This is a genomic window from Nostoc sp. DSM 114159 (assembly GCF_053470285.1).
In genome coordinates this window covers 4,343,065-4,361,261 of record NZ_JBPFEH010000001.1, presented here as the reverse complement: position 1 = coordinate 4,361,261, position 18,197 = coordinate 4,343,065, and the positions used below count along the sequence as shown (strand labels likewise).

The 18,197-nt window shown below is 39.1% G+C and carries 17 protein-coding genes; 5 read left to right on the top strand and 12 right to left on the bottom strand.

What is annotated here, in order from left to right; genetic code table 11:
* Nucleotides 1-51 precede the first annotated feature (51 nt).
* Complete coding sequence (locus ACR5KR_RS18010) at nt 52-990, bottom strand: DUF1822 family protein (RefSeq protein WP_448267426.1); 939 nt, start codon at nt 988-990, stop codon at nt 52-54.
* A 67-nt stretch (nt 991-1,057) separates the two neighbouring features.
* On the bottom strand, nt 1,058-1,915 hold the full coding sequence (locus ACR5KR_RS18005) for a hypothetical protein (RefSeq protein WP_448267425.1): 858 nt from the start codon (nt 1,913-1,915) through the stop codon (nt 1,058-1,060).
* 312 nt (nt 1,916-2,227) lie between these two features.
* Between ACR5KR_RS18005 and ACR5KR_RS18000 the strand changes: the two genes are divergently transcribed.
* Both ACR5KR_RS18000 and ACR5KR_RS17995 read left to right on the top strand, forming a co-directional pair.
* Nucleotides 2,228-2,638 (top strand): XisH family protein, encoded by a 411-nt coding sequence (locus ACR5KR_RS18000; RefSeq protein WP_375476922.1) that lies wholly within the window; start codon nt 2,228-2,230, stop codon nt 2,636-2,638.
* The gene (locus ACR5KR_RS17995; protein WP_445631175.1) at nt 2,629-2,967 is read left to right on the top strand and encodes a XisI protein; all 339 of its coding nucleotides are present in this window, start codon (nt 2,629-2,631) and stop codon (nt 2,965-2,967) included. Before ACR5KR_RS18000 ends, ACR5KR_RS17995 begins: the two co-directional genes overlap by 10 nt.
* Before the next feature lie 983 nt (nt 2,968-3,950).
* Here the strand turns inward: ACR5KR_RS17995 and ACR5KR_RS17990 are convergent.
* On the bottom strand, nt 3,951-4,097 hold the full coding sequence (locus tag ACR5KR_RS17990) for a hypothetical protein (RefSeq protein WP_448267424.1): 147 nt from the start codon (nt 4,095-4,097) through the stop codon (nt 3,951-3,953).
* Between the two features lie 515 nt (nt 4,098-4,612).
* A complete protein-coding gene (locus tag ACR5KR_RS17985; protein WP_322673005.1) occupies nt 4,613-4,888 on the bottom strand; it encodes a UBP-type zinc finger domain-containing protein in 276 nt (91 codons plus the stop codon).
* A gap of 249 nt (nt 4,889-5,137) precedes the next feature.
* Between ACR5KR_RS17985 and ACR5KR_RS17980 the strand changes: the two genes are divergently transcribed.
* Both ACR5KR_RS17980 and ACR5KR_RS17975 read left to right on the top strand, forming a co-directional pair.
* The gene (locus ACR5KR_RS17980; protein WP_448267423.1) at nt 5,138-6,898 is read left to right on the top strand and encodes a Rieske (2Fe-2S) protein; all 1,761 of its coding nucleotides are present in this window, start codon (nt 5,138-5,140) and stop codon (nt 6,896-6,898) included.
* A complete protein-coding gene (locus ACR5KR_RS17975; protein ID WP_448267422.1) occupies nt 6,898-7,623 on the top strand; it encodes a gamma-glutamyl-gamma-aminobutyrate hydrolase family protein in 726 nt (241 codons plus the stop codon). The genes ACR5KR_RS17980 and ACR5KR_RS17975 overlap by 1 nt, the downstream gene beginning before the upstream one ends.
* A 407-nt stretch (nt 7,624-8,030) precedes the next feature.
* On the opposite strand, the gene ACR5KR_RS17970 is transcribed toward ACR5KR_RS17975, so the two are convergent.
* The 6 genes from ACR5KR_RS17970 to ACR5KR_RS17945 all read right to left on the bottom strand — a co-directional run bounded on the left by ACR5KR_RS17970 (nt 8,031) and on the right by ACR5KR_RS17945 (nt 14,713).
* Nucleotides 8,031-8,495 (bottom strand): cupin domain-containing protein, encoded by a 465-nt coding sequence (locus ACR5KR_RS17970; RefSeq protein ID WP_448267421.1) that lies wholly within the window; start codon nt 8,493-8,495, stop codon nt 8,031-8,033.
* Between the two features lie 750 nt (nt 8,496-9,245).
* Nucleotides 9,246-9,422, bottom strand: a complete 177-nt coding sequence (locus ACR5KR_RS17965) for a hypothetical protein (protein WP_448267420.1) — start codon at nt 9,420-9,422, stop codon at nt 9,246-9,248.
* 434 nt (nt 9,423-9,856) lie between these two features.
* Entirely contained in the window at nt 9,857-10,426 is a 570-nt protein-coding gene (locus tag ACR5KR_RS17960; RefSeq protein WP_448267419.1) for a hypothetical protein, read from the bottom strand.
* A 146-nt stretch (nt 10,427-10,572) separates the two neighbouring features.
* The gene (locus ACR5KR_RS17955; protein WP_445631180.1) at nt 10,573-10,779 is read right to left on the bottom strand and encodes a high light inducible protein; all 207 of its coding nucleotides are present in this window, start codon (nt 10,777-10,779) and stop codon (nt 10,573-10,575) included.
* Nucleotides 10,780-11,042: 263 nt separating this feature from the next.
* Nucleotides 11,043-12,743: a beta-carotene ketolase CrtO gene (gene crtO / locus ACR5KR_RS17950; RefSeq protein WP_448267418.1), complete on the bottom strand. Its 1,701-nt coding sequence runs from the start codon at nt 12,741-12,743 to the stop codon at nt 11,043-11,045.
* Between the two features lie 224 nt (nt 12,744-12,967).
* Nucleotides 12,968-14,713 carry a KAP family NTPase gene (locus tag ACR5KR_RS17945; protein ID WP_445631182.1) on the bottom strand — a complete coding sequence of 582 codons (1,746 nt, stop codon included), beginning with the start codon at nt 14,711-14,713 and terminating at the stop codon, nt 12,968-12,970.
* 922 nt (nt 14,714-15,635) lie between these two features.
* Here ACR5KR_RS17945 and ACR5KR_RS17940 point away from each other — a divergent pair.
* Nucleotides 15,636-17,099 (top strand): MFS transporter, encoded by a 1,464-nt coding sequence (locus tag ACR5KR_RS17940; RefSeq protein WP_445631183.1) that lies wholly within the window; start codon nt 15,636-15,638, stop codon nt 17,097-17,099.
* 20 nt (nt 17,100-17,119) lie between these two features.
* On the opposite strand, the gene ACR5KR_RS17935 is transcribed toward ACR5KR_RS17940, so the two are convergent.
* Nucleotides 17,120-17,848: a DUF72 domain-containing protein gene (locus tag ACR5KR_RS17935; protein ID WP_448267416.1), complete on the bottom strand. Its 729-nt coding sequence runs from the start codon at nt 17,846-17,848 to the stop codon at nt 17,120-17,122.
* 138 nt (nt 17,849-17,986) lie between these two features.
* Complete coding sequence (locus ACR5KR_RS17930; RefSeq protein ID WP_445631185.1) at nt 17,987-18,193, bottom strand: hypothetical protein; 207 nt, start codon at nt 18,191-18,193, stop codon at nt 17,987-17,989.
* Nucleotides 18,194-18,197 lie beyond the last annotated feature (4 nt).

Genomic DNA, 18,197 nt, shown 5'->3' with positions numbered 1-18,197 from the left:
TAACGCACCAAAAAGACATATTAAGGCGCGTTAATAACGCACCCCACAAAATCATACAACAAAATCCTGAGTCACTTTCGACTCATCTAAAATTATCTCAACACAAAATTCCTCATTTAACTCTGCACTTAATTTAATATCCACCCAATTATCATGCTGTCGAGAAATAACGGAATCTACTTCTTGACCATTTTCATCACTAACAACTAATTTTAATCCTGGAGGTAAAGAAACACTTTTTTCTGGGTCGGGTTGAATTTGTACGATAATATCAATTTCTCCCTGAATTTGATGTTTCTCATCTGCTATCTCTTTATTTTTGGGATTTAACTTGACAATCAAAACCACAGACTCGCCATTTAAATGCAAACCAATATCAATTTTTTTGCACTTTGTCACGCTAAAATTTCTAGCGAATCTAAAACTCAGTTCTCGTGGGTTAAAGATTTCTTCTAGGTTTAACCAACCTTCTGTAAATACTCCTTTCATCCATTCTCGAATATTGACTTTTGCAGTTGCTTCTTTTGCTGTTAAATAATCGAGCAAATCATCAACAGGTTGTAATTGACTTAAATGTATCTTTGCTATTTGTTGAGTAGTGAAGCCTAAAATCTTTGCTGACCTCAAAGCATGGTTAAACTGCACTGCGACATAAGCAATTCTATCTGTTCTTACTTCGGTGGGAATTTCTAAATATTCCGCATCTGGTAACACCGGACGACATTCAATTTTTCCAATATTTTTTACTTCCAAATCAGCCAAATCAATTAAACTTAACATCCACGGATTACTATTATCTGCATTTGACCAATTAGTTTCAAAATCCATGCAATCAAGATAATAATTGACCGCATATACAGCTAAAGTATTGAGATATATTTTTTTCGCATTCGCAGTATTTGAGATACCCTGTCTTCGTCGTTCTGCTATTTCATGTGCTTTGCTACTCAGAGGAATTGTGAAAGATGTTTGTTCGTTGTTAAAGTTCATGATTTTCATTGGATATGGTTGTGCGAGAGTAATTGTTTGTGAGTCGCTAGTTCAATCAATTAACGATTTACTGAAGGTATCTACGAAAATAATCGAGAAGTTTACGCTTTTTAGCACTGCGTTGATATAGTTCGGAAAGTCTGGGAATAGGATGACCTAATTGTTTTGATATCTCTTCCCAAGTTGTTTCATCAAATCGCATCAATATCACTTTCTGTAAATTGGCATTTTTATCTTTACCAATGTAATTATTTTGCAAAATTTCCTCTGGGTCATTTGCTACGAAAGTCCTTACTGCTGATATTTCAATTTCATCACCATTAATCGGAATGGTTTTATCTTGGCGTTCCTTTGCAACTTCAAATATTTTTTTCTCAACTCTGGATAATTCTTTACTAATAGGTTTATCCGAGTCACTTTTACAATCATCTAACTCATCAAGGGATAATATTTTGATTTGCTGATTTTCAGATTTTCTTAAAACATCATGAAATCGCCAATAAAATAATTGATTTACCCAAGCCATGACAGGATGTTCTGGACGATAATCTTCGATTTCGTTGCAAATTTCAAGGTAAGTATTTGCTTCTGCTTCGCTATAAATATCTTCAAAATTAGGTAAATGTCGATATTTGGAAAACCTTGTTAACTTCCCCGAATTTTGAATTTTGCCAATCAATTGATTTAATATTTTCCGTCGTTCTGCACTTTTTGCGGGATGCTGCTGCGCTGCATAGACTAGCTGACGCAACTGCAAGTCTAATTCATCACCTATCGACATCTCCTGCTGCACCTCGAAAGTTTGGTATTTTGTTGTCGTCATAGATACATAAATACTGTAAGGGTAAATGGTCATTTGATTTGTGGAAATCGCGATCGCAAAGCAAATCATGGCGTTAGCGTCAGCTTTCCGCAGGAATCGCAACCAACCGAGATAAACGGTAAAATATACCGTACATGGACTTTTATCGACACATGGTGATTCCTCCCCAACCTCTTTAAACCTTTCTACGAACAAGCTGGGGAGTTTTTACGCAAATTTTGAGAAAATGTTTGAATATTACTTTTATAGTATGAGGTTACAGAGTTACGAGCGATCGCGAAGTGAGCCGTAGGTATCGCTTGTACATCTTTAGACGTTACTGCCAAACTAACCCCTAAGTTAAAATAGGAGTTAAAGCAAATATTGTGTATTATCTACCTTTAACCAGCCTAATTTTTAGTGTAATGAACTCCTATGGCAAAAGATAGATTTCATAATATTGTCAGAAATGCTTTAGAAAAAGATGGCTGGAAGATTACGGCTGATCCTTATGAAATCAATGTGGATGATGTAGATTTTGAGATTGATTTAGCCGCCGAGGAACTTTTAGGAGCAGAGCGAGAAGGACAAAAAATAGCGGTAGAAATTAAAAGTTTTATTAGTCCATCGAATGTTTCAGAATTTCATACAGCTTTGGGACAGTTTTTAAACTATCGGGACGCATTAGATAAAATTGAACCAGAACGCCGACTTTATTTAGCTGTTCGCGTCCCGATTTACGAAACTTTTTTTCAACGTAAATTTATTGCATCGGCGGTTGAAAAGTATCAATTACGATTGATGATTTACGATGTAGAAGAGGAGGTTATTAGTCAATGGCTGTAGAACAATATCGACAATATATTAAACACCTTCTTTCTGATCGACAAAAACAAGCTTCGATGTCACGCAATTACGAAGAGTATGAAGTGCAAACAATTTTTGACGAACAGCAAGACCACTATCAATTACTTTATGTCGGTTGGCGGGGAAATAAACGGGATTTTGGCTGTATTTTACATCTCGATATTAAAAATGGGAAAATTTGGATTCAACACGATGGTACTGAAATTGGAATTGCCAATCAATTAGTTGAGATGGGAGTACCCAAACAAGATATTATTTTAGCATTTCACGAACCTTATGTGCGTCAGTTTACTGAGTTTGGAACATGATAAATATTATAAATCGCGATCGTTTATCTGTAGTTGCATTTGATTCCTTAATGTTTATTTTCTGGACTGACATTGGGGTTAGTTTTGATATAGTCGTGTAGGTGATTGTAGTTACCCATACCTCCTCATCAGCCACTAATTGTGCTGCGATCATATTTTGTAGTAGGTGCTCGCAATTTCAAACCCTTAAAATATAGGGGTAGTATTGAGTCTGCTATCTCATCTCAATGTTAGGTTAGCAGTGATTTAAATTTTGCAGCATTCACGCACCAGCATCATAGATACTCCTTTGTCTAGAGTAGTTCTCATAAATATGTTGATAAACTTGCTGACATTTCTGTTCATACAATTCAGCAGAATAACTCATGGAGTATCGATTTACTCCATTTTTAACTCAAAAGTTCGGCGTTGGGGATGGAGGAGGTGATTTTCTTATACACAGTTGCAAAGCTTCAACCCAATCTACACAGATCGATCGCAATGCGACAAAGTTTGAAGTACTCCAAAACGACTTTTAGGTACCTCAAAACGACTTTTAGGTACCTCAAAACGACTTTTAGGTACCTCAAAACGACTTTTAGGTACCTCAAAACGACTTTTAAGTACCTCAAAACGACTTTTAGGTACCTCAAAACGACTTTTAGGTACCTCAAAACGACTTTTAGGTACCTCAAAACGACTTTTAAGTACCTCAACATGATTTCTATGTATCTGTTGCTTATGCCAAATTGCCTTTGATTGCCATTTTTAACGCAATATTGAAAGCGATCGCTCAGACATAGAGATCAAAAGATTTGCGATCGCACTTGAATTACACTAGGTGCATCAGCTTGAGTGATTGCCAGCAGTGTATCAAAATCTAAGTGATGGGTGAAAACAATGTAGTCGTTTGTCAGTCCATGATTTCTGGGTTAAATGTGATTCGTTTTAGTGGTTTTATGTGTAGGTTATAAGTTTTATTTTTAATTATTCCCCTTGTCTATTTATGCTGCTATGTCTTTTGTTGTGATTTCTAGCTGTTCTACATCGATTTCTCCTGAGATGAGTTTGGGGAGGAGTAAATCGCGGGTTTGGCGGAGGTTAATATTTTTCTGAATAAGATTTAGAACTAAATCAAACATTGGAGACATCAAAGTACCAAATGCATTAATTAATAACCCAAGTTGCTAGTTATGCGGGAGTGCGATCGCTTATTCCCGGTATGATGGCTCTAGATGTTGTCACCCGTGCATTATTCAAGCTGTCGCTATGATTGCAGCTATAACACCCACTCGCAGACATCTACAGTGTATACACAAGTCAAATTACCCCCTTTTAATCCCTCCGATGTTTTCGGGGGAAACCAGAAAATCAAGTTCTCTCCCCTTTATAAGGTGTACACACAAGTGTTGATGCAGTGTATCTATCCCGCCTCGAAATAAATTCCGAGTCTCATAACGAAAGGCTTCTTTTAGAGGACTAAACTAAATTTCTTGTTTAGTCCTCTTTTAGAGGACTTTAGCTATCAGCCCGGAACTTTAGTTCTGGGCGGGATATTGCACCTTTACTTACTGCATCTCAACACTCACCGAAAGAGCTACTTTTTCCCGAAACTGCAAGCGTCTCCAGTTCCTCTGCACTCTTTTGATCCTATATTCGCCTCACTTTAATAGTTTTTTGCCTGCTCATCCAAAAAACACCATAACCACTGTTCTCCTAACTCAGCCGAGCTAATTACTGAATGTCCAGTTTCTTCATAATGCCGTCGCGCATGTTGATGAAGAGAAGAATCACAGCACAGCATCTTACCGCAACTTTGACAAATACGGAGATGCACCCAGCGACTATTTATTTTGATACACTCTTCACAACGAAATACTGGGTAGTTTGCTTTAGAAATTAGAGTCTCCGCAGTCAGATTATCTAAATGCTCGCAGCTCATAGAGGTTTGAATGAGAGGTTAATCAGAGTATATATTAGTGCAGCGAAACACAGCTAATTTTGTCAGTTAAGTAATAAACCTGACAACCTTCGACATCAGCAGCCAAGATTCGGTCATACGCTTTGTAGTCGCAGTAGTACTCAGTAGCTTCGAGTATATTAACAAAAATTAGTATTGTACAAATGGTCGAAAAAAGAAAAAATTTGTCAGAGTAGAAGCAAGGCTTTTGATATTTTGTCTGTAAATTAAATGACTCAAATATTTAAAGAAACCACCAAGAAAGACAATTATACCCGTGTTGCTCAACTTACAGATGTTCAGGCAGCAGGCAGTTTGTTAATCCGCAAAGAAAAGCATACTATCGTCTTATTTTACTCAGACAATAAAGTTTATGCAATTGATAACCGTTGTCCCCACATGGGTTTTCCCCTACAAGGTAGCACTTGCAAAGATGGTATTGTTACCTGCCCTTGGCATTATGCCCGTTTCGATCTAGCTAGTGGTGGAACCTTCGACTCTTGGGCAGATGATGTGCCGGCGTTTCCTGTAGAAATCCGTGATGGTGAAGTTTGGGTAAATTTAGCACCGCCAGTTAATCCTCATGCCCACCACCGCCAACGCCTTGAAGATGGTTTAGAGCAGAGTATTTCCTTAGTGATTGCCAAATCAACGATCGCACTGTTAGATATAGGAGTAAATCCGGCTGAACCATTTCAAATCGGGCTACAATTTGGCACTCGTTACAACAAAACAGGTTGGAGTACAGGTTTAACTATCCATACCTGCACGATCAATCTCTTACCTTATCTGGATGAGGAAGACAAACCTCGTGCTTTATTTCACGGACTTTCGGCAGTCGCTAATGATAGTGCAGGCGCGCCGCCTCTGTTTGTCGTTCAGCCATTGCCTAACTCTACAGTTGATTTTCCGACTCTTAAAAGCTGGTTTTGCCAGTTTATTGAGGTACGGGATGGTGAAGCCGCACAAAGATGTCTGGTATCTGCGATTCGCTCAGGGGCTAATTTAGAGCAAGTTGCGGATATGCTGTTTTCATCGGCTACAGATCATCGTTATCTCGACATTGGGCATACCCTTGATTTTATTAACAAAGCACTGGAAGCACTTGATGTTGTTGGTTGGCAAGCAGCAGAATCTGTTCTACCTAGCTTAGTTTCGGGTTTAGCTAGTGCATCTCGGATGGAAGAATCTAATTCCTGGCGCTATCCTGTAGATTTGGTGGCAATATTAGAGTCGGCTTTTGAGCAATTACCCACTGTTTTAAATGCGGGAAAATCTCAACGAGGAACTTGGGCAAACTCGGAGCAATTAATACCAATCTTATTAGGTGAAGACCCACAAGCGATCGCCGACTCGCTACTGAATGCCCTACAAGCTGGTTGTACAGAAGAACAATTAGCAAGTGTAGTTACTTATACGGCAGCATTGCGTGTAGCTCGTTTTAATACTAACAATGACTTTGGAGATTGGAATTCCGCACATCATCCATTTACTTTTGCTAACGCTGTGCATCAAGGCTTACGACGAGTGCCAACAGTGGAATTACTTAGAGGTGTGTTTGATGCGGCAATGAGTGTTTATTTGAATCGTTTTTTGAATGTACCACCAGCACGACTTCCAGAACCCAAAGACTCCGTTCCAAATCCCGAAGAATTACTCCAGCAGCTACCCGATTTATTAAATCGTCAACAGCAAGTTAACCAAACAGGTCAATTAGTGGCTAATTATTTATATAGTGGTGGCAAACCTAAAAGACTGATGGCGATGCTAGGGAAAATGATGCTCAGAGAAAACCGTGATTTTCATGTTATTCAAGAAATAGAAGCCGCTTTTTGTCAGTATTCCCTATTAGGTGACACTCCTGCTGGGGTTCATGTATTAGTTGCTGCTGCTCGGTATTTAGCAGCCCATTCTCCCACAATGCGATCGCAAGCACAAACCTATCAAATCGCTTATCGTTTACATAAAGGCGATCGTTTATTTGAGGAATGATGAGTAGAAAATCTCGAAAACCATTGATTGGGATTACAACTTATGGTCGCCTTGCAGCATTACCATTTTCTCTGCCAAGCGAATATATAGATGCAGTCCGTAAAGCAGGTGGCATTCCCATATTATTACCACCAGGAGAAATTGAACTTGGAATACTTCTAGATTCTTTGGATGGTTTAATCATCTCTGGTGGTGGAGATATTCATCCTGCTTGCTACAATGGTTTTGCTCATCCGACTATTTATTCTGTCGATCGCGAACGTGATGCTTTTGAATTGCAGCTTGGCAAGTTAGCTCTTGAACGTCATCTGCCGATATTAGGTATTTGTCGGGGTTTACAAATTCTTATCGTTGCCAGTGGAGGCACTCTAATTCCTCACATTCCAGATGTTTACGGTACATCTGCATTACATCGTCTAGAGCCGGAACCGGGACGACGTTTACATACAGAACATCTTGTCAGGATAGATGGAGAGAGCCTTTTAGCTGAGTGTTTACAGAATTCTCGCATATCTGTAGTTTCTTGGCATCATCAAGCAGTAGATAAAGTACCCCCTGGTTGGCGGGTTGTTGCTCATGCCTGGGATGATGGAGTCATTGAAGCTGTGGAGCACGAACATCATCCTTGGGCAATTGGTGTACAATGGCATCCTGAGCTTTCAATTCTCGATCCCAGTAATCAAAGACTTTTTCTAGCTCTCGTTCAGGCTGCACATTGCCACTAAGATATTCAAAACCAATACCTTTTCCTTTTCCCTTTCCCCTTTCCTCTTTCCCCTTTAACCGAACCGTATTGAGTGTTGACTGGTTCCCAGCCTCCAGGCTGGGAACTCATTCTGGGAGGCTCCGCCTCCATAGCTTGACAAGAGGTAGAACCTCTTTGAATACATTCCCAACCTGGAGGCTGGGAACGAGTCTAAACAAGCTTTTGGGCTTTTCTTAGTGCCATTCAATTCTCGATCCCAGTAATCAAAGACTTTTTCTAGCTCTCGTTCAGGCTGCACATATAAGACACGAATGCCATTAAGATATTCAAAACCAATACCTTTCCCCTTTAACCGAACCGTATTGAGTGTTGTTCTTCCTCAGTTGATACTTTTCGGTTGATACTTTCAACCAACACCGTCAAGAATTAAATTTCTACTGGCTCCTGATCGAATTTTCGCATCAATTCTACAAGAGCATCTCGGTCTTGAGTCTGTCCTTCCTTGAGCAGTTCGGCTAACCCTTCAAAATACTTTTCGCGTTCTCCTGCTGGACAAAACATGATTAATAATTTTGCAGGCACAGTTCCTCGATTAGCGAATGTATGAGGCGTATTACGTGGAACTAATACAAATGCCCCTGGTTGCCCCTGCACTATCTGATTACCAACTTGAATTTCTACTTCTCCTTCTAATACATAAAACATTTCTTCCATTTGCCGATGAAGATGCAGTACCGGGGCAGTTCCACCTGGTTGTATTAAGTTTTCAAACAATCCCAAATGACCATGAGTATCTGTACCAACTACTTTAAATGTTATTTCGCTATTACCAGTAGTTAGATGATTACCTTCTCCTGGCATTAACACAATTTCTTTAACTGGTAAACTCATCAATACTCCTACTTATAAAAAGGTTATTTTTAAATCTCTAATTTCAAGGCTTAAGCGTTTCTTCAATCGATCGCTACTAGATTATATTTCTATTCTGTTGTACATTATAAACTTCAACATCCCTCAATAGGTAAGTTTTTTACAATCCAATCGTAGGTTTTCATTTTGAGTTTGTTTAAAAGCTTGTTCGCTACCAAAAATAGGAACTTCAGAGAACCGCCAAGCTTCTCCTCCAATCCATACTCCGCCAATTAACCGTGCTATGGGATTGAGTTGATAGCGTTCTAAGTAGAAGGACTAAATTAAACCTAACTTGAAATTACCGGGTTTCGACTGCGCGGAAGTTGAGTTTCGACTACGCGGAAGTTGAGCGTAGTCGAAACTCAACCCTCTTTTAGTCGGGCTACTGAGCATTGAGCGGAGTCGAAATGCGTCTTATAAATAATTGTGTCCACCTACTTACTGCTGTTTTAAGCTAAACCACATCTAGTTTGCATAATCTTAAATTGTACATTTATTGTGGGGTGGGCGTCTCGCCCGCCCAATATATGCAAGGTTATTTGTGGAACAGCTTATTTGCCAAAACTAGAACTGCTCCTCCATCATAAGAAAAGTATGGCAGTGCTTTTACCCCAATAAGGGCTTTTGATAAACTAAAAGCACCACCATACATTTTGCTGAGGATCTTGTTATATTTGAAAGATTCAATGCGCTCAAAAAAACCAAAACTTCCTACTTTAATAAATCAGATTAAAACCGAATAAGTCCGTAATAAGCACTTGCAGCAACTAGAACAATTGTTAATACTCCCAAAGTTATGCTAAGTAGAAATTGGATAGAGGTTTTTTGATTTAGAGCTTCTTTACTTCCACCTTCAAGTGTTGTTCGTTCGGTGTTGTTAGAATTGCTTACGTTGTCAGTTTTCATGATTTTATCCTGTTTAATTATTTATTACAATTTTGCCTTTAATCAGAAAAATTACATCTAACTTTAGGATTAACAAAAAAGGTAGAAATAACTAGATATAATTAAAACTGACTTTTGCTCCCCTCTCCTACCAGGAGAGGGGCTGAGGGAGAGGTCAAAATAGCACTCGTCGAACTCACGTTAATTCATGAATTTTCCTTGAATTACCTGGACATATTCTGAACGAAACTTCTGTGCAAATTCTCGATCAAAATACTACAAAAGTTTTCAGCAGGTGGTCGTCACAGGTATGCTGCTGTGTATCCATCAGGTTTACTCCGTTCTTTTTTCTAAGATAATCCGCACAAGAACCGTTATAGGAATTTGTGAAAAATTCTGGATTCAATGCACAGATATAGCAACATTTGTGAGAAACATTTTGTTTGAAAAAAGCGCTAATTTCCCCCACCATTTGAAGCCTGCGGGGAATCATAAACGCCCCAATATTCAATACCCCGATCGCGTAATATGGGTTCAACGCGATGAATTTCTTCTTCTGAGCCTTCTAATATGAGCAAATAATAACTCTGCTGGAGGCGATCGCTATAAACTCTGGCTCTGTCTTCGGGTATGCCTAAATCACCTAATGCCTTCAGTAAATTCTGATTTGCTGCGGCTCCGACAGCAACACCTGCGACGCTACTAACCAATGCTACACCTACGGAACCTGCTGCTAGCACAGCTCCTAAACCGGGAAGTGCCAAACTACTCAAACCAAGTAACGCGCTACCCCAAGTAGTTGCTGTCAGCGTATCTCCTACGGCTCCAGTTGTATCGACATCTCGATCGCCAATGCGATCGCTTATCTGCGCCTCACCTAAGTTTTCACCTTGCTCTACATCTTTAGCAATAACAGAAACTTTTTCCATAGGAAAATTTGCAGTTTTCAATTCATTAATTGCCTGCTCTATTTCTTGAGAATTCGCAAATACTCCTAATGCATGTATTGTGTTTTTAGTTATCATATTTTTCTCCTTTAGATTATTGTATTCGTGCCTCCATATATAGCCTCGGCATTAGACTATAATTCACGAGTAAGTTTATTACAACGCTCCTAAATTGTTATTTATTGAATTATTTCCCCAAGGGGGGATAAATCATCAGTGAAGAATTAGCGAACCAAGTGGAGTACGTCACGCACTAAACTATAGCCAGCTAAATCCCAAAGTACGTAAGAAATAAAGCCAATCATCGCTAAACGCCCATTCCACAACTCTTGTTGCGGATTCCATCCAAAAATCCAAGCATTGCGATCGACACCATTATAGGCTTTAGCTTCAGTAGATAATTCAACCACTTTGTTAGTTTCAGCTGCCATTGCAAATATTCCTGAATAACTCTACTACACCCACATCTTAGTTACTATTACGGTTGCAGTTCTCTGTCTATTGGGGAATCTAAAAGCGTCACGGGAAGTATCTCAGGGCATTGTCTAGACTTTTGATAGTTTCGACTAAAAAGCATTAGCAACTTTTTCCAAAAAGCTTACCAAACATCATTTGTAGCCGTTTAAATACTTCATAATCAACTTTCAAATGACGCAATCTCCTAATGCTATTTACTTTTTTTATAAACAGTCTCTTAGTCTGATTCACTCCTTAAGACAGATGTAAGAGCAGATTTGATGGAACCTCCGGCTTCCTTGATTTTCTGGGCGATGGGTTGCTCATTATGCAAAAACACACGCGCACAGTTACGTCCCGGCAAACCGGAAATTGAACCACCCGGATGAGTTCCAGCACCAGTAAGATACAAGTTATCAATTGGTGTTTTGTAGTTAGCTAATTCCGGCAACGGACGGAAGCAAAGCATTTGTTCTAAGGTCATATCAATGTGGTAATAATTACCTTTGTAACTCCCTAGCCGTTCTCCCAACTCAGCCGGACTTTCCACATGACGGGCGATGATTGAATGTTGCAGATTGGGCGAATATTGCGCCAGTTTATTAATCACTTTGTCTGCAACTTTGTTTTTCAGTTCATCCGTCCAACCCGTACCTTTTAAACCTGTACCGTCTGCACCAGCAATTTGATAAGGTGCAAAAAACTCTATCCATAATGTATGCTTGCCTTCTGGTGCCATCGATGGATCGAGTCCGGTAGGCATTACCACATACATCGATGGGTCTTCATCAGGAATTTTACCCAGAGTAATCAGACTATGAGCTTGTTCTACATGATTGACGGAATCAGCAATCAGAATAGAACCCATTAGATAATTATCTTGATGATTGTGGTGGACAAAGCGCAACGGTTCAGATAAAGCACAATCAATTTTGAGGATGGTTTCATTGTTGTTGACGATGCGGCGGTCTAACCTTTCGCGCAAGTTGCAATCGCTATTATCGACATCGCTACTATCCATTAGTTGCAAGAATAAGCGCTTGGCATCAATACTTGAAATTACACCTTTGTTAGCACGATATTCTTTGCCACCAGCAACCCGCACACCAACTGCTTTACCATTATCTACCAATACTTTTTCTACCTTTTGGTCGGTGAGAATCGTACCACCTTCAGCTTTTACCATTTTCACCAAAGCTTCCACAAGTCCACCACTACCACCACGCGGTCTTGCCATACCGGGATTATGACGCAACATCATCATCATCGCCCCAAAGGACATAGCTTTTTGTGAGGGAGGGGAACTTAGTTCGGCTGAGAGTCTAGCCAGAGGTGCTTTGACAAACTCAGAATCGAAGTACTCGTTAATATTATCTGTGGCACTGCTGAGTAAGGTACGGAGTAAATCAAGGGTTGTGTTAGAGCCACCTAGAAGGGAAAATAAGTCTTGCAGACTATTGAGATTGTAATTACCAGCAATATCAACAATTGATTTGGGTGGTGCATTGAAGAAAGGAGCAATTCCTGTGATAAAGCGCTGCCAAAAATCGGCATATTCAGCGTATTTTTCAGCATCACGCTGACTGTAACGGGCAATTTCGGCACAAGTTTTTTCCACCGATTTGTGAGCTAAGAAATACTTCCCATCTGGATGAGGGCAAAAGGCAACTGGATCGCAGCTAAGATATTCCAAGCCGTACTTATGCAGTTCCAACTCTTGGATGACTGGCCCTAAGAAAATAAACAGATGGTTAATCGCGCAAGGACTAAATTTAAAACCAGGTGCTTCATCAGGCATAAGTTCTTCAGTTGTAGAACCGCCACCAGGGAGCGATCGCCCTTCTAATAACAGGACGCTGTAACCAGCTTTTAGCAGGTAGCCAGCACAAACTAAGCCATTATGACCAGCGCCAATAATTACAACGTCATACGATTCCATGACTGCAATGTGGTAAGTAAAGTATATTCCCTGATATTAGAAAGTGTTGCAGATATCTAAATCTTTCGTGGGTTATAGAATATTTATATATCTAGTAGTAGTATTTTGATCGCCAAGAATGAAATTTATTTTTAACCCACTTTTGTTACTATGTTGTACCCAACCAAGAAACACTATAAATAAATCCAGATTTTATATTTTTGATAGATGGTATCAGTTTTTACCTATATTTTTCTAGTTATTTCTTCTAGTTCTTTGAGGTGCTGTGCGTTCACAAGCCATTTTTCTTCATAATTAGATTTATCTGTACCATATTGACTTTGTTGCTCTTTTAGTATTGCAATTTCATGATTAATTATTGGTAACGCTTTCCCTTGGATAATTACTTTTTTGAGCAACTCAAACCGGGATATTTCATTGATTTGACGCAAGAGTTGCGAGATACAACGACTAATAATAACTTCATTGCTAAAAGCAAGAATGCTATGAGATTCATCATCTTGAGATAATAATTGCTCGCTGAGATCAAACAAAGCTTCTACAACTGAAGGGATGTAATTCACAGGAATTTCTTCGGTGGAATTTTCTAGATTTTCTATGAACACCCTGGCTTGCGTTGTGCCATTTGGAAGTTTTTGTTTAGCAAGTTTTATCAGATAATTTCTAAGTTTTTCTGTATTTTCCACCAAACCAAGGATAATTTTTATCTGAATATTAGACAATTCACTTGCTGATAACGACAGACGAAAGTAAATAGGAAATATTTCTAAACTACACACACGTAGCTGTTCGCGCCATTCCAATTGCTTTTCATCTAGAGAAGTATTATCCATAATGAATTTTAACTTAGGAAAAAGGTGCATTAGCAGGTTTTTAATAGGCTGCTTGTCTTCATCTCGCAGTTGAGCAATCCAGGTATTCAGAAGATTCTTGAGTTCGTCTATTGAAAGCTTTACCTCTCCTACAAAAATATGAGGATTTTGATGGATTATACTATAAATTTTTGGGCAAAAGACTCGCAAAGACTCAATGGCAAGGAAATCAACAGGGTTTACTTCATCTTTTACTGCTGGATACGTCACTGTTAAAGTGTTAATAAAACGAGTAATATCGCGGATACTAGTAAGAAAATGTTCTATTCCTTGAAAGTAAATATCACCCCAGCGAGTTTGGTTAATTTGTTGTTTTGGTGTTTGATAAAATATATAATTCAGCTTTTCAAAAAGCAGCCTCCGAAGCGAGATTTTATCAGGATTAGGTAACTCAAAACTAACTTGAATAATCTTTTCTAAATATGCTTCTTCAGATATTTCTTTAGTATCTGCAATTTTTCTGATTACAACTTCTTTATCAAAAACCATAAGATAGACAAGATTAGTAAAATTCCGCATTGCTTTGAAAATACGAAATAACTGCTTAATATCTTCCGCAGCCAACCGATCGATATCGTCAATTGTTACAACTATTCGCCGTTGTTGCTGTACTAATGTGTTTTCTACTTCTTCTTTTAATTCACCAGCTTCCTTGTCCTTCTCATCCAATAATGCCGCTAATGCTTTGCCTGTTTGAGCATAAGGTAAAGGAATGTCTGAAATAACAGCGGCAAAATCAGCTACTCTCTCTCTCAAGCCTTTTGGCACAGATGACTGTTGGCTTAAAACATTTTTTAATTGATCAAAAAAGCGCCTTGTAATATTTTGGTGTCCAGAGAATAACCAGGGATTAAAAGGAACGATGATTGGTTTCTCCTCCTCTGGCTTTTGCTGAAGATAGTGAACTACAAAGTTTAATAGTGTAGATTTGCCAGAGTTCCAAGAACCGTAAACTGCAATAACGAAACCTTCAGGATAGGTCATTCTGCAAATACTTTCCGCTAAATACTTGGCAAAGTTCGCATGTCCTAAAAGGTCTTTTTCTGGATCGACTAAGGAGCTATCTGCCGATATGTCGTTAATTTCTGTCTGTGCCATAAAAAAATTTGACTAATGTTGCGATCCTGGCACATTTATAAGGATAAGCAGTCATACCTCACGATAGAAATTTCCGGTGAAATAATTTTATCAAGACTTATGTAATTGGTTATAGATTAGATATTTAGCATCGCTGGGGTGAGGAGGTTAAATAGACATAAGATATAGCTATTCTCCTTTGAATGAGGTATATGGGTAGGAGCGCACAGATATGAACCCCTACAAGGATATATTTTCATCTGTAGTTAATTATTTTTTCTATACCTTATCTGGCTGGAAACTGCTATAAATAGCATATCTGGTAAATTTTTTCTATACATCATTTAAGAACGTGACTTAAAGAAGTTCAATTTAAATTCAACTATTAGCTATATAAATGCAGCATGATTTCTATCTATGTGTACTAGTAGAAGCTAAATCTTAGGATTTCTATATAAAGGTATTAATTCTCAAGAATGATTTTGAAAAAATCCTATTATTTTATATTTGGAGAATATTAATTAACTGCTAAATTTATTTTATCCGAAAGCTTCTAGCGAAATCTGTAAGCAATACGTTAAAGAACTGACTTATTTTATAGAAGCCAAACCGCAGTTATATGTTAGTGATTTCTGTTAAAGCAATTTATAGTCAATACTTACTATGAACTATAGCAATTCGCTTTGATTTCTGTTCGCGGAGCGTGGTGTAGGCATACTGATTTGCGTAGACAGGGAATAGGCAATAGGCACTCTTGCAAGGGGAAAGAAGGCTTCATAGTTCTACTGAGCTTTTTCAGAAATCAAATATGAGTCCTATAGCCTTCTGGACAAGTAAGCAATTGCAATGCCTTAGACTTATTGACGAAATCATATATAAGTTTTACTAATTTTGGTTAATCAGAGCTATAACAATTTAAATCTTTAAATATTAACTAGATAATATGGTTCAGCCCCAAGAAGATGACATTTCAGTAGAAGCTAGTTCTCTTCCCCCTGTCCCTATTCAAGAAATCTCAGAGGATAGGGCATTAACAGAGACGGTACTTTTCCCAACTCCAAAACTGTTTCTAAAAATTCCTAAGCCAGAAATTCGCCAAAGTCTCAGGGCGTTAACTTTTGAAAGTGTCTTTGCTGCGGTTCTTTATAGTATCATCGGCGGCGCGTTGCTCAGTAATTTCTTGCTAGAGTTAGGCGCTGGGGCAGCCGAAATTGGTCTACTCGCCGCCATCCCTCAGATGGTGAATCTGCTCCAACCACTGGGAGCGTATTTGGTAAATCGAAGTACCAGCTTCCGTTGGTATTTTATGTGTATTTTCATCCCGTCGCGGCTGCTATGGTTGGTTCTTCTGCCAGCGATTTGGTTGGTTACTTCATCTCGTATTACTGGATACCAAGTAGTACAGTTGACATTGGCAATTCTCTTAGTAGCTAATATCATCGAAGCTTTTGGTCGTGCGCCTTGGCTTGGGTGGTCAGCTGTGTTAGTACCTCAACGGTTACGGGGGCGATATTTCGGCTTTCGCAATAGTATTCTCGGCTTGACTAACCTTGTTGGTGTGCCTCTACTAGGTTTAGCGGTATCAGCTTGGCCTGGTGGAACCCTTCAAGGTTATGGCACTGTCTTGGTTATAGGAATCATATTAGGGCTAATCAGTGTGGGCTGTCAGTTCTGGATGACTGATATAAACCCGCAGCTTTTAAAAGTTGGGGATTCAGACACATCACACTCACAGCCCCAAGGAATAGATTTGAGCTTGTTTAAAGATGCTAATTTTTTGAAGTTTGTGCTTTACCTGAGCATTTGGTGCTTTGCTGTTAACATCAGCAATCCTTTCTTTAACCTCTATATGCTGGATAACCTGGATATAGATATTAGTGTAGTAACGATTTATCACGGCTTAGGAACTGGTGCAAATATGCTAATGCTGCTTTTGTGGGGCAAACTGGCCGACCGAATTGGGAATCGCCCACTACTACTATTAGTGGGAGTCTTGGTGGCGGTGACACCTCTGCTGTGGCTTTTGGTTGGAAGCGATCGCATTTCTTTTTGGATCTGGCTACCCTTGTTGCACATACTAGCTGGCGCAACGTGGGCAGCAATTGATTTGTGTACCAACAATTTGATGATGGGAATAGCACCGTTGGGTCATCAGTCGAGTTATTTTGCGATCGCAGCTGCAATTGCTGGTATCACTGGAGCAATGGGTATTACTGTCGGTAGCTTTCTAGCAACTCTGTCCGGTGTTGCGGGTTTGCTGGGGTTGTTTGTTATCTCAGGCTTACTACGCATGGCTGCACTTGTACCCTTAGTTTTTGTTCAGGAGCAACGCTCTATACCACTAGGCCAGCTAATGCGATTCTTATTCCCAATGAAGCAGTCAACCGATCTGATAGAAGTGGAATAATCAGTTTTCAATTATGTATTTCAACAACATCCCAGCAAACTATAGAGTCGTTGAGCATCACGAATAGCGTTTCCATCGGGGTCGTTGTTGAAATACACGTAAACGTCAATTTCTTGGATTAGAAATGAACGGATACGTTCAACCCATGTAGATAATTCTTCATCGGTATAACCTACGTTCCATTGCCCACTGTGCATACGGATATAAGTCCAAGGGGCAGTCAAACAGATATCAAGAGGAACTGTTGGGCTGACAGGTAAACAAAGAGCTACACCTGCACTTTCTAGTAGTTGATAAATTTGTGGAATCAGCCAACTTGAATGACGAAATTCAACTGTAAATCTTTGTTGAGGGAAAGTTTGCAGTAATTCTAAAAAGGGCTGAAGACGTTCAATATTAATCTGCCAAGTATGAGGAAATTGAAATAAAATAGGGCCGAGCTTTTCTTGCAATCCAGATGCGCGTTCCATTAGGCGAGATAGCGGCTCTATCGGATCTTTTAATTTCTTCATGTGGGTGAGATAGCGGCTACCTTTAACAGCAAAAATAAAGTTAGATGGTGTTTGCCTACACCAAGTTTCAAAGACAGACCGTTCTGGCAAACGATAAAAGGAAAAGTTAATTTCTACAGTAGCAAAATGTTGGGCGTAAAATGATAGTTGCTGGTCACTAGCCAAATGTGGTGGATAGAAAATATCCATCCAATGCTTATAAACCCAACCACTAGTACCGATTTGTAGTTTACTCATTTAGTTATCTCAGTTATATTATTCTCCTAATGTTATTGAATGTAAAATTAATTAAATTTGCTTGTAGTAAGCGACTATAGCCCTATTTTAGGGGCTACAGCCGCTTACTACAAACCTTTAATATCCTTAAAATAATTTTCAAGCTAGTAGTTTCTGGCTGAATTTTTGGAGTTGACATTTAACCCAATTACCGCCCTGAGCTATACATTGATGGCATATATCTCCATAGCTTTCGCCTTGGTCATTGCATACAATTAACCTAGCTTCATCTGCTTGAGAGGTTTGCTGACAAATTAAACATCTTTTGCTAATTTTGCCTGTATTACATTCTATTTGAAATTTCATGTCT